This is a genomic window from Pseudomonas sp. RC4D1, from assembly GCF_018390395.1.
GTDB classification, from domain to species: domain Bacteria; phylum Pseudomonadota; class Gammaproteobacteria; order Pseudomonadales; family Pseudomonadaceae; genus Aquipseudomonas; species Aquipseudomonas danubii.
This window is the reverse complement of the sequence record NZ_JAHBAW010000001.1, coordinates 2,424,792-2,437,555: the sequence shown is the minus strand read 5'-3', so window position 1 is coordinate 2,437,555 and position 12,764 is coordinate 2,424,792. Positions and strand designations below refer to the sequence as shown.

The window sequence follows — 12,764 nt, the reverse complement described above, 5'->3', positions numbered from 1 at the left end:
GTTATGGACGGCGGCAGACTGCCAGCCGTCACATCGACTCGTTGCTGCGACGCACTGCCTGCATAAATGCCTGAACCTTTGCCGGATCCTTGATGCCTTTGCTCTGCTCCACACCGCCACTGACATCCACCGCGTAGGGGCGAACCCGAGCAATGGCCTCGGCGACGTTCTGCGCTGACAGTCCGCCAGCCAGGATGATCGGCTTGCTCAGCCCCTGAGGAACCAGGGACCAGTCAAAGGCCTCGCCAGTTCCCCCCGGCACACCCTCGACATAGGTATCCAGCAGAATTCCGCTGGCGCGCGGATAAGCCAGGCAGGCAGCAGCAACGTCATCCCCGGCCTTGACTCGCAGCGCCTTGATATAGGGACGGTGATAGCCCTCGCAATCCGCTGCCGACTCATCGCCATGGAACTGCAGCAGGTCCAGCGGAACGGCATCGAGGATCTCCCCCAACTCGCAGCGACTGGCATTGACGAACAGCCCGACCGTCGTCACGAACGGCGGCAAGGCGGCGATGATCGCCCGCGCCTGCTGCACACTCACCGCCCGGGGACTCTTGGCATAGAACACCAGACCGATGGCATCGGCCCCCGCCGCCACCGCTGCCAACGCATCTTCTATGCGGGTAATCCCGCAAATCTTGCTGCGAACAGCTGACATGTCGTTTGAACCTCGGGGGCAAATTCGGAAAGTTCCGGATGGTAGCAAATGCTTTTCCGGGCGTCAGCCGTCAAGTTCAGACCAACCGGTGAGGAAATGTGGCCCGATGTATCGCTCCGGCAACTGGAACTCGTCCTTGTATTCCACCTGCACCAGATACAGGCCGAAAGGATGGGCGGTGACTCCGCCCGTGCGGCGAATCCGGCTCTCCAACACCTCCCGCGCCCACTCCACCGGCCGCTCGCCCGCACCGATGGTCATCAAGACCCCGGCAATATTGCGCACCATGTGATGCAGGAAGGCACTGGCGCGAATGTCCAGGACAATCATCTTGCCGTGCCGGGTAACCCGCAGGTGGTGAATCTCCTTGATCGGCGACTTGGCCTGGCACTGGCCAGCCCGGAACGCACTGAAATCATGGGTCCCCACCAGAAACGCGGCAGCCTGGGCCATCCGTTCGATATCCAGCGGCCGGTGATTCCAAGTGACCTCCTCATTGAGATGGGCCGGACGAATCTGATCGTTGTAGATCACATAGCGATAGCGCCGGGCAATCGCCTTGAACCGAGCATGAAAATGCGCCGGCATCTCACGAGCCCAACTGACACTGATGTCATGAGGCAGGTTGATATTGGCCCCCATGACCCAAGCCTTCATCGAGCGCACGGCCTGGGTATCGAAATGCACCACCTGACCACAGGCATGCACACCGGCATCGGTACGCCCCGCACAAGCCACCACCACGGGAGAGTCCGCAACCCTGGACAAGGCCTTCTCCAGGGTTTCCTGGACGCTGGGCACACCAGAAGCCTGACGCTGCCAACCGCGATAGCGCGATCCCTTGTATTCAACACCCAGAGCGATGCGGGAAAAGCCTGCGGCCGCCATTTCGGCGGCCGGGTTATCTATATTTGCCAAGAACTTACAGCCTGCTGATATGCGCAAAGGCGCTCATTATAAGGCTGGCGGGAGCAGACGCCATGCACTGCCGCGGTTTAGTTGCAGATTGCTTCACCTCGACAACGATTGCATCAGCCGCCAGGTCATCGCTATATAGCAAACTACATAGCGGTAGAGAAACAAACACCCTGACCGAGAGCCGACGAATGATCGCAACCAACAAAGAAGCCGTGGGCCTGGCCTACAGCCTGGAAGGCATGCTCCACGCCAAGCGCATGACCTGGGAGGCCATCGCGCAAATGGCCAGGCGGATCAAGCCCGGCATGCACGAATCCACCGCCAGGGAGATGGGCCTGCAAGTATTACAGGAGCTGGGCATGGAACGTATTTGGCACCCACTGCTGATTCGTTTTGGCGCCAACACCCTTAAGACCTTCAAGCAACGCTCCGACAGCGACCCCCAACTGAATGAAAACGATCTGTTCTTCATTGACCTGGGAGTCGTCTGGGATCGCCACGAAGGCGATTGCGGAGCGACTTACGTCGTAGGTTGCGACGAGGAAATGCACGCCTGTGCCGCGGCCGCCAAGAGCCTGTTCGATCAGGTGCACGATCACTGGAAAACCCATCAAGTGGCCGGCCCCGAACTGTACCAATATGCCGAAGAACAGGCCCGCGCCATGGGCTGGATGCTCAACCTGGAGATCAAGGGGCATCGGGTCAGCGACTTCCCCCACGCCATCTATCGCGCTGGAGACCTGGGGGACTTCGCCGACTGCCCACAAGTGGGCCTGTGGATCCTGGAAATCCAGATCGCCCACCCTACTCGCCCCTTTGGCGCCTTCTACGAAGACCTGCTGGTCTGAATGACCGCCAAAAGCGCCACCAACAAAAACGGCAGCCTTATCGGCTGCCGTTCTGCTCAAGCATCGGGTTGTTTCAGGCCAGTCTTGCGAGCATTTCCTGCGCTTCGCTCTTCTGTCCTTCATTACCCTCGCTGAGCACTTCGCCCAGGATATCCCGCGCGCCGTCGTTGTCACCCATATCGATATAGGCCTGAGCCAGATCCAGCTTGGTGGCCACTTCATCGCTGCCGGCGAGGAAGTCGAAATCCGCTTCCTCAGGCGCAGCCGCAGCATCTTCAGCCGTGAAGCTTGGCGTAGCCGGCTCAGGCTGATCCAGACTCTGGGCCAGACGATCCAGTTCGGCGTTGACATCATCCAGCTCGGAGGCAAAGGCGTCCTTGGGCTCTGCCGCGGCATCCATTTCATCAGCCAGGGACAGATCGAAGTCCGCCGACAGATCCAAGTCATCCAGCGTTGACTCGGTGACGGTAGGCACATCGCCAGCCGGCAGATCCTTGAGATCGTCTTCCAGGCTCAACAGGAAGTCGTCGTCACTCTGGGTCGACGCCGGCAGGTCCGCTCCGAGATCAAGGTCGAAATCCCCCAGATCATCCAGGCTTTCCTGGGCCGCAGTCTGCTGCTCAAGAACCGAACCAAAGCTCAGGTCGTCGTCCAGAGGGAATTCCTCCAGTTCAACCTCAGGCTCAGACGCCACTACCGCTGGCGAAGCTGCCTCGAGGTCATCCAGGCTCAGATCGAAATCCGCGTCCAGACCTTCCACAGGCGCCGCGGGCTCAGCGGGCTCAGGCTCATCCAGCAGCTCCTTGACATACTGAGCGTCCAGTTCCGCAGCCACAGCCGCAGCAGCCAGCCCCGCTGTCGCCGCCACCGCCACCATCGCCGGGAAACGGCTCTTGAGCTGCTCGACCTGAGCGTGGTTATCGCCATTGGCTACCAGCTGCCGCTCCTGAGCGACAAAGGCGCTGCGATCCCCCTGATGCGCATACACCTCCATCAGCTTGAGGCGCAGATCACTGCGCTGCGGCTCGAGCTTGACCGCCTCTTCAAGAATGGCTGCCGCCTGATTCAGGCGACCACCATCGATATGGTTCTGCGCCTGCCCCAGCACATCGGTGGCTCGCTCAACCGGCGCCGCCGGAACTGGCGCCACCACCGGAGCTGGAGCTGGAGCTGGAGCTGGAGCTGGAGCTGGAGCGAGCTTGACGCTTGGTGGAGGGACTTCAAGACCTTCGAAGCTACCTTCCGGAAGATCCAGTTCCTCGGCGAAGTCGCTATTTTCCTCGGACAACGCCCGAGCCATGCGCAGGTGCTTTTCCGCTTCCTGCTGAGCCTTGCGACGACGTGCCAGCAACAGCAACAGCAGCAACACCGCCACTATCGCACCGCCACCTACCAACCCGAGGAGGATTGGATTGGTCAGCAGGTCGCCATACTTGTCTTCGTCAGCCTGGGCCGCTGGCACATCCGGAGCCGGATTGGCTGCCGGTTCACTGACTGGAGCTTGCGCAACCACTGGCGTCGCCGCAGGCGCCTCAGGTTTGGCCACCAGCTCAGCAGGCATCACCGCTGCCGGCTGAGCGACAGGGGCTGCACCTTCAGCCTGCAACTTGGCCAACTGGTTGTTCTTCAATTCGATCAGGCGCTGCAGCTTGTCCAGCTGACTCTGCAGATCCGCCATGCGCTCCTTGAGTTCAGCATTATCGCGACGGGTTGCATCCAGGCTTTCCTGAGTCACCGCCAGCTTGTTGTTCAGGGCCTTGCTATCACCCGCGACGCCCTTGCCACCAGCCTTGCCGCTGTCCGCAGAAACCAGACTCAGGTTGTCCTTGGTATTGACCTGCTTGGGCGCTTTTTCGGCACCCGCACGACGAGTCGCATCCACCTGCAGCTGGCTCCGTGCACCAACGCGACGTCCCTGACGCCAGGCAGCATTCTGCGCAGCCACTTCGGCAATGGCCTTGGGCTGCGGCAACGCGGTGCTCTGCACCACGTCAGGCAGGCGCAGGACCCTGCCAGCTTTCAATCGATTGATGTTGCCGTCGATAAAGGCGTCCGGGTTCAGCGCCTGGATCGCCAGCATGGTTTGCTGGATCGACGCGCCATTGCGATTCTTCGCGGCGATTTCCCACAGCGTGTCACGAGGCGCAGTTGTGTATTGCTCAGGCTTGCTGACTTTGTTGGCACGAGTGACCGGGGCATTCACCGCCGGGCCACTGACCGGTGCCGCCTGTGCAGCAGCAGCGGCTTGCGGGGAAAACTTCGAAGGGTCCAGCAGCACGCTGTAATCGCGCAGCAGACGACCGTTGGGCCACATTACCTGGACCAGAAACTTGACCATCGGCTCCGACAACGGCTGGCTCGAGGTCACCCGCAGTACGCTCTTGCCGCCGGGATTGAGAACAGGAGTAAAACTCAGGTCATTGAGAAAGGCCTGACGATCGACGCCGGCCTTGGCGAACTCTTCTGCCGGGGCCAGGCTGGGCACCACTTCCGCAGCAGTAAGGTCCTTGATATCGAGCAATTCGATTTCTGCTACCAGAGGCTGGTTCAGACTCGACTTCAGGGTCAGCTCCCCGAGCCCAAGCGCCTGCGCCATACCGGAGGACAGCGCCGAGGCGGCCGCTATTGCTAACACCAGTTTGCGAACTTGAACCATAGCCTCATCCTTTGTTTGAACATTCCTCGGCCAGCGAGAAGGTTTTGTAGCGGCTGCCATAAGGCACTGCGCGGGATCATGAGCGACCACCACGCGGGATTATTTACTGCATGCCCCGGGAGCACCTGACGGCCACTCACCTCCAGCAACTTGCCAAGCATAGCGCCCGGCTAGATTCATTCTGCAAATTGTTGCCAAGTATCTTTTACAGCAGGTCTTTTATCAACAATTCAGCCAGCTGCACAGCGTTCAAGGCCGCACCTTTGCGGACGTTGTCCGAAGTCAGCCACAGATTCAGTTCCGCCGAATCGTCGACGCCCCCACGAACCCGCCCCACATAGACTACGTCCTGGCCCACGGCGTCACCCACTGCGGTGGGATAATCACCGGCGTCCACCAGTTCCAGGCCGGGAGCCGCCTCCAGCGCCGCATTCACCGCCGCCAGATCGACGTCGGCACCTGACTGCAAAGTCACGCTATAGCTATCGCCAAAAAACACCGGTGCTTGAATGCAAGTGACAGAAATCTTTAATAAAGGCTGCCCCAGCACCTCCCGCAACTCTCTCACCAGACGCTTTTCCAACAGCGTGTGTCCCTGGGCATCTGGCGTACCGACCTGAGCCAGCAGATTGAAGGCTACTTGGCGATCGAAGAAACGCGGTTCCAACGGACGCACATTCAGCAGTTCGGCGGTTTGCCGGGCCAGTTCGCTGACGGCCTCACGCCCCTGGCTGGAAATCGCCAGGCTGGCGGTCAGGTTAACCCGCTGGATATCCAGCACGTCCTGCAATGGCGCCAGCGCCACCGCCAGCGCCGTGGCCGCAGCACTGGGACTGCTCAGTTGCACCGGCTTCTTTAGACCAGCCAGCACCTGGGCATTGGCCTCAGGCACGACATTGGGTGCCTGAGCCGACGGCAAGGCACCGGAGAGGTCGATCACCGCGCAATTGGCCGCTGTGGCACGAGGAGCGAAGCTCAGGGTCACCGCAGGGCCCGCGGCGAAAAACGCCAACTGAACCTTGCCAAAGTCGAACTCGTCGACTTCTCGCACACGGACATTCTTGCCGCGAAACGGCACCGAGTGACCAGCCGACTCACTGCTGGCGAGCAGGTGCAGGTTGGCAACGGGGAAATCACGCTCTTCGAGAATCTGCACCAGGGTTTCGCCAACCGTGCCGGTGGCGCCGATAACAGCAATATCAAAGGACGGGTTCATGGTGCTACCTCAGGCGGAACGGGGGGAGCGGCACTTTACCCGGCACGGGGTGACGAGGCAATTCGCGGGGGAAAGTGCTGGTTGGGCTAAAGCACTCTTCGCGGGCGAGTCCGCTACATGAGCATGAAAAAGCCCGCGCCTTGTGCAAGGGGCGGGCTGTTTCAAACGCTTAGAGAATCAACGCTCCAGCAAGATCCGCAGCATGCGGCGCAGCGGTTCGGCTGCACCCCACAGCAACTGGTCGCCCACGGTGAAGGCACCGAGGAACTGCGAGCCCATGTTCAGCTTGCGCAGACGGCCAACCGGGATGTTCAGGGTGCCGGTGACCTTGGTCGGACTCAGCTCCTGCATGCTGATGTCGCGCTGGTTCGGCACCAGTTTGACCCAGGGATTGTGCTGGCTGATCAGCCCTTCGATATCGGCGATCGGCACATCCTTGTTGAGCTTGATGGTCAGCGCCTGGCTGTGGCAGCGCATGGCACCGATACGCACGCAGATACCATCCACCGGGATTGGGCTCTTGAAGCGACCGAGGATCTTGTTGGTCTCGGCCTGGGCCTTCCACTCTTCACGGCTCTGGCCGTTAGGCAGTTCCTTGTCGATCCACGGGATCAGGCTGCCGGCCAGGGGTACGCCGAAGTTCTCGGTCGGATAGGCATCGCTGCGCATGGCTTCAGCCACTTTACGGTCGATGTCGAGGATGGCGCTGGCCGGATTGGCCAGGTCATCAGCGACAGCCGCGTGGGTCGCGCCCATTTGCTTGATCAGCTCGCGCATGTTCTGCGCGCCGGCGCCGGAGGCCGCCTGGTAGGTCATGGCGCTCATCCACTCCACCAGACCGGCTTCGAACAAGCCGCCCAGGCCCATCAGCATCAGGCTGACGGTGCAGTTGCCACCGATGTAGTTCTTGGTCCCGGCATCCAGTTGCTGGTCGATGACCTTGCGGTTCACCGGGTCAAGAATGATCACCGCATCATCCTGCATGCGCAGGCTGGAAGCAGCGTCGATCCAGTAACCCTGCCAGCCGGCTTCACGCAGCTTGGGGAAGACTTCGCTGGTGTAGTCGCCACCCTGGCAGGTCAGAATCACGTCGAGGGTTTTCAACTCTTCAATGTTGTAGGCGTCCTTCAGTGGAGCAATGTCCTTGCCCACCGACGGCCCCTGGCCACCGACATTGGAAGTGGTGAAAAACACCGGTTCAATAAGATCGAAGTCCTGCTCTTCAAGCATCCGCTGCATGAGCACGGAACCGACCATACCGCGCCAACCGATCAGACCTACACGTTTCATCGCAACTACACCTTTACAAAAGTGGGCCACCGTCTGTGCGGTGGGCCCGAAAGATTACAGATTCCGCAGCGCGGCGACTACTGCATCGCCCATTTCCTGCGTACCGACTTTGGTGCAACCGGCCGACCAGATGTCACCGGTGCGCAAACCTTGATCCAGCACTCGGCTCACCGCTTGCTCGATGGCATCTGCCGCGTCATTCAGGTTGAAGCTGTAACGCAGCATCATCGACACCGAGAGGATGGTCGCCAGCGGGTTGGCAACACCCTGGCCGGCGATGTCCGGCGCCGAACCGTGGCAAGGCTCGTACATGCCCTTGTTGTTGGCATCCAGGGAAGCCGACGGCAGCATGCCGATGGAACCGGTGAGCATCGAAGCCTCATCGGAGAGGATGTCGCCGAACATGTTGTCGGTGACGATCACGTCGAACTGCTTCGGCGCACGCACCAGTTGCATGGCGGCGTTGTCCACATACATGTGGCTCAACTCGACATCCGGGTAGTCCAGAGCCACTTGTTCGACCACTTCACGCCACAGCTGGCTGGAGGCCAGAACGTTGGCCTTGTCCACCGAGCAGAGCTTCTTGCCACGCACCCGCGCCATGTCAAAACCGACCCGGGCGATACGACGGATTTCACTTTCGCTGTACGGCAGGGTGTCGTAGGACTGGCGCTCGCCATTTTCCAGCTCACGGGTGCCGCGAGGCGCACCGAAGTAGATGCCGCCGGTCAACTCGCGCACGATGAGGATATCCAGGCCCGAGACAATTTCCGGCTTCAGGCTCGAGGCATCGGCCAGTTGCGGATAGAGGATCGCCGGGCGCAGGTTGCCGAACAGACCCAACTGCGCACGAATCTTCAGCAAGCCGCGCTCAGGACGGGTATCACGCTCGATCTTGTCCCACTTCGGACCACCCACAGCACCCAGCAGCACAGCATCGGCGGCACGAGCACGATCCAGGGTCTCATCGGCCAGGGGCACACCGTGCTTGTCGATGGCAGCACCACCGATGACGTCGTGGCTCAGCTCGAAGCCCAGGCTGTACTTGTCATTGGCCAACTCCAGCACCTTGACCGCCTCGGCCATGATTTCCGGACCAATACCGTCACCTGGGAGAATCAGAATCTGCTTGCTCATGCGTTCCTCATTTGCTCTGTCGGCGCACCCGCAGGCGCGCCCGGAAAAGTTCTATCGCTCGGCCCACAGCACCAGTACATCTGTACTGAACGAACCATCGGCCTCAATCTCAAAATATTCGCGCACTTCATTGCCCATTGCCTGCTGCAGCTCGCGAATTGCCGCCCGCAGCACCTGGGGCGTGCGCATGCGCTCGACCCAGGAGTTGTACTCCAGGCGCAGACGCTGACGAGCGGTACTGCGGGTATGCAACCCCGCCTCGCTGACCTGGCGCAGCCACTCCCCAGCCGAATAGTCACGAACATGACTGGTGTCACGCAGCACTTCGACGCTTTGCAGGTAAGTGTCCAGCAGTGGACTGCCCGGCGACAAGACATCAATGAACGCCGCCACGCCACCCGGCTTCAGCACCCGGCGTACTTCTCTCAAGGCCAGGCCCAAGTCGCTCCAATGGTGAGCCGAGTAGCGACTGAAGACGAAGTCGAACTCGCTGTCGGCGAACGGCAAGCGCTCGGCTGCGCCCTTAACGGTGCAGACGTTGTGCAGATTACGCTCCTGCGCGGCTCCCGACACTACATCCAGCATCTGCTGGGAGAGGTCGTAAGCCACCACTTCCTTGACCAGCGGCGCAACGTGGAAGCTGACATGACCGGCGCCGCAGCCCAGGTCCAGGACCCGGGCAGCACCCTGGCTCGCCACTTCGGCTTGTAGCAGCGCGAATTCGGCGCCTTGAGCGTGTACGGCACTGCTCAGGTAGGCCGAGGCCTGTTCACCGAATTGCTTCTGTACCACCTGGCTATGGGCGTTGCTGGTCATGCTGTGGTCCTTTTGATCAGGGGGAACGGCGTTCACTGGCCAGCCAGCTCCTGCAACACAAATCCGCAGGAGCCGGCTGCCGGCGATCAGGCGTCGCGGAACAACCAGGGCTGGCTGGCCCGATGCTTGGCCTCAAAGGCGGCAATGGCGTCAGCGTCCTGCAAGGTCAGGCCGATGTCGTCCAGACCGTTGAGCAGGCAATGCTTGCGGAAGGCATCAATCTCGAACTTCAACACCTTGCCGTCGGGACGGGTCACGGTCTGCGCCTCAAGGTCGATGTGCAACTGGTAACCCGGCGTGGCTTCGACCTGCTGGAACAGCTCGTCGACTTCAGCATCGCTCAAGATGATCGGCAACAAACCGTTCTTGAAGCTGTTGTTGAAGAAGATGTCGGCATAGCTTGGCGCGATGATGCTGCGAAAACCGTACTCTTCCAGGGCCCAGGGCGCGTGCTCACGGCTCGAGCCGCAGCCGAAGTTCTCCCGCGCCAGCAACACGCTGGCCCCTTGGTAACGCTCGGCGTTAAGGACGAAATCCTTGTTCAACGGACGCTTGGAGTTGTCCTGGTAGGGCTGGCCCACGTCGAGGTAGCGCCACTCATCGAACAGGTTCGGACCGAAGCCGGTGCGCTTGATCGACTTCAGGAACTGCTTGGGGATGATCTGGTCGGTGTCGACGTTGGCACGATCCAAAGGCGCGACCAAACCATTGTGCTGGGTGAAAGCTTTCATGCTGCGCTCCTTAGATCAATTCACGGACGTCGACGAAACGACCGCTGACAGCGGCGGCGGCGGCCATGGCCGGACTGACCAGATGGGTACGCCCACCGGCACCCTGGCGCCCTTCGAAGTTGCGGTTCGACGTCGACGCGCAATGCTCACCGGACTCCAGGCGATCCGGGTTCATCGCCAGGCACATCGAGCAGCCCGGCTCACGCCATTCGAAACCGGCTTCGAGGAAGATCTTGTCCAGGCCTTCCGACTCGGCCTGGGCCTTCACCAGCCCCGAACCCGGAACCACGATCGCCTGCTTGATAGTGGAGGCCACTTTACGGCCCTTGGCGATCACCGCCGCGGCACGCAGGTCTTCGATCCGCGAGTTGGTGCAGGAACCGATGAACACGCGATCCAATTGAATGTCGGTGATTGCCTGGTTGGCGCTCAAACCCATGTACTTCAAGGCTCGGACGATGGAGTCACGCTTGACCAGGTCCATTTCCTTGGCCGGGTCCGGCACGCGCTGATCCACGGCCAAAACCATTTCCGGCGAAGTACCCCAGCTGACTTGCGGCTTGATTTGCGCGGCGTCGAGCTCGACCACGGTGTCGAACTGGGCATCGGCATCGGACACCAGGTCTTTCCAGGCCTCGACCGCCAAGTCCCATTCGGCGCCCTTGGGTGCAAACGGACGACCCTTGACATAAGCCACGGTCTTTTCGTCCGCCGCCACCAGTCCGACACGGGCACCGGCTTCGATGGACATGTTGCAGATGGTCATGCGGCCTTCAACGGAAAGGTCGCGAATCGCGCTGCCGGCGAACTCGATGGCGTGGCCGTTGCCACCGGCGGTGCCGATCTTGCCGATCACTGCGAGGACGATGTCCTTGGCGGTCACGCCAAAGGGCAAGGTGCCTTCCACGCGCACCAGCATGTTCTTCATCTTCTTGGCCACCAGACACTGGGTGGCGAGCACATGCTCCACCTCGGAAGTGCCGATGCCATGGGCCAGGGCACCAAAGGCGCCATGGGTGGAGGTATGGGAGTCACCGCAGACCACGGTCATGCCCGGCAAGGTGGCGCCCTGTTCCGGACCGATCACGTGGACGATGCCCTGACGCACATCGTTCATCTTGAATTCGACGATGCCGTATTCGTCACAGTTGTCATCGAGGGTCTGCACCTGCAGCCGGGAGACCTGATCGGCAATCGCTTCGATCCCGCCCTTGCGCTCAGGCGTAGTCGGTACGTTGTGGTCCGGGGTGGCGATGTTGGCATCGATGCGCCAAGGCTTGCGTCCGGCCAGACGCAGGCCTTCGAACGCTTGCGGCGAGGTCACTTCATGGATGATGTGACGATCGATATAGATCAGCGCCGAACCATCGTCGCGCTGCTTGACCAAATGCGAATCCCAGAGCTTGTCGTAGAGCGTCTTGCCGGCCATCGGACCATTCCTCATCAGCTTGTTTCTATGCCCCGGGCCCTGACCGTCGGCCGATCAATAACCCCTTGGCTTGTGAGGCTGATGCTATGGCGTTAGATTAAATAACTCAAATTCATATTTTTCATGCTTTGGATAACCAACTGGAATACAATCATGGACCTGGCCAACCTCAATGCCTTTATAGCCATCGCCGAAACCGGCAGCTTTTCCGGCGCTGGTGAACGCCTGCACCTGACCCAGCCCGCTATCAGCAAACGTATCGCCGGCCTGGAGCAGCAGCTCAATGTGCGCCTGTTCGACCGCCTGGGCCGCGAGGTCGGCCTGACCGAGGCCGGACGCGCTCTGCTGCCCCGGGCGTATCAGATCATCAACGTGCTGGACGACACCCGTCGCGCCCTGACCAACCTCACCGGGGAAGTCAGCGGCCGCCTGACCCTGGCCACCAGCCATCACATCGGCCTGCACCGCCTGCCGCCGCTGCTGCGGGCCTTTACCCGGCGCTACCCGCAAGTGGCGCTGGACATCCAATTCCTCGATTCCGAGGTGGCCTACGAGGAAATCCTCCACGGCCGCGCCGAACTGGCGGTGATCACCTTGGCACCCGAGCCCCACAGCCTGATCAAGGCCACCGCGGTCTGGGACGACCCGCTGGACTTTGTCGCCGCCCCGGAACATCCGCTGGTCAGCAACGGCCAGGTCAGCCTGGCGGATATTGCCCTGCATCCGGCAGTTTTTCCCGGCGGCAACACCTTTACCCACCATATTGTCCAACGCTTGTTCGAGGCCCAAGGCCTGACGCCGAACATCGCCATGAGCACTAACTATCTGGAAACTATAAAGATGATGGTTTCCATCGGTCTGGCCTGGAGCGTCCTGCCCCGCACCATGCTCGACGATCAAGTGGCGCGCATTCCTTTACCGGGCATACAACTGCGACGCCAGCTAGGCTATATCCTGCATACCGAACGGACGCTGTCGAATGCTGCGCGGGCCTTCATGGCCTTACTGGATGCACAAGTCGATTGGCCAGGGAACCCGGCATAGCTCTTCCGGGTATTGCCC

11 protein-coding genes are annotated in these 12,764 nt (G+C 60.9%); 2 read left to right on the top strand and 9 right to left on the bottom strand.

Annotated features, from left to right (window positions below):
• Nucleotides 1-28 precede the first annotated feature (28 nt).
• On the bottom strand, nucleotides 29-661 hold the full coding sequence (locus KHO49_RS11210) for a phosphoribosylanthranilate isomerase (protein WP_110596803.1): 633 nt from the start codon (nucleotides 659-661) through the stop codon (nucleotides 29-31).
• A gap of 63 nt (nucleotides 662-724) precedes the next feature.
• Nucleotides 725-1,549: a tRNA pseudouridine(38-40) synthase TruA gene (truA, locus tag KHO49_RS11205; RefSeq protein WP_102863657.1), complete on the bottom strand. Its 825-nt coding sequence runs from the start codon at nucleotides 1,547-1,549 to the stop codon at nucleotides 725-727.
• Between the two features lie 218 nt (nucleotides 1,550-1,767).
• On the opposite strand from truA, the gene KHO49_RS11200 reads away from it, so the two are divergent.
• Nucleotides 1,768-2,427 (top strand): M24 family metallopeptidase, encoded by a 660-nt coding sequence (locus tag KHO49_RS11200; protein WP_110596802.1) that lies wholly within the window; start codon nucleotides 1,768-1,770, stop codon nucleotides 2,425-2,427.
• Nucleotides 2,428-2,500: 73 nt separating this feature from the next.
• Here KHO49_RS11200 and KHO49_RS11195 read toward each other — a convergent pair whose 3' ends face one another.
• From KHO49_RS11195 to leuC, 7 genes are all read right to left on the bottom strand, one after another.
• A complete protein-coding gene (locus KHO49_RS11195) occupies nucleotides 2,501-5,083 on the bottom strand; it encodes a motility hub landmark protein FimV (RefSeq protein ID WP_213665020.1) in 2,583 nt (860 codons plus the stop codon).
• Nucleotides 5,084-5,288: 205 nt separating this feature from the next.
• Entirely contained in the window at nucleotides 5,289-6,299 is a 1,011-nt protein-coding gene (locus KHO49_RS11190; protein ID WP_213665019.1) for an aspartate-semialdehyde dehydrogenase, read from the bottom strand.
• Between the two features lie 177 nt (nucleotides 6,300-6,476).
• On the bottom strand, nucleotides 6,477-7,589 hold the full coding sequence (gene asd / locus KHO49_RS11185; RefSeq protein ID WP_102863663.1) for an aspartate-semialdehyde dehydrogenase: 1,113 nt from the start codon (nucleotides 7,587-7,589) through the stop codon (nucleotides 6,477-6,479).
• A 54-nt stretch (nucleotides 7,590-7,643) separates the two neighbouring features.
• Nucleotides 7,644-8,726, bottom strand: coding sequence for a 3-isopropylmalate dehydrogenase (leuB, locus tag KHO49_RS11180; protein WP_102863665.1), 1,083 nt, complete (start codon nucleotides 8,724-8,726; stop codon nucleotides 7,644-7,646).
• A 51-nt stretch (nucleotides 8,727-8,777) separates the two neighbouring features.
• Nucleotides 8,778-9,542 carry a class I SAM-dependent methyltransferase gene (locus KHO49_RS11175; protein ID WP_213665018.1) on the bottom strand — a complete coding sequence of 255 codons (765 nt, stop codon included), beginning with the start codon at nucleotides 9,540-9,542 and terminating at the stop codon, nucleotides 8,778-8,780.
• Nucleotides 9,543-9,628: 86 nt separating this feature from the next.
• Nucleotides 9,629-10,273 (bottom strand): 3-isopropylmalate dehydratase small subunit, encoded by a 645-nt coding sequence (gene leuD, locus KHO49_RS11170; RefSeq protein ID WP_102882508.1) that lies wholly within the window; start codon nucleotides 10,271-10,273, stop codon nucleotides 9,629-9,631.
• 10 nt (nucleotides 10,274-10,283) lie between these two features.
• Nucleotides 10,284-11,702 (bottom strand): 3-isopropylmalate dehydratase large subunit, encoded by a 1,419-nt coding sequence (gene leuC / locus KHO49_RS11165; RefSeq protein ID WP_102863671.1) that lies wholly within the window; start codon nucleotides 11,700-11,702, stop codon nucleotides 10,284-10,286.
• A gap of 153 nt (nucleotides 11,703-11,855) precedes the next feature.
• Between leuC and KHO49_RS11160 the strand changes: the two genes are divergently transcribed.
• A complete protein-coding gene (locus KHO49_RS11160; RefSeq protein WP_102863672.1) occupies nucleotides 11,856-12,746 on the top strand; it encodes a LysR family transcriptional regulator in 891 nt (296 codons plus the stop codon).
• Nucleotides 12,747-12,764 lie beyond the last annotated feature (18 nt).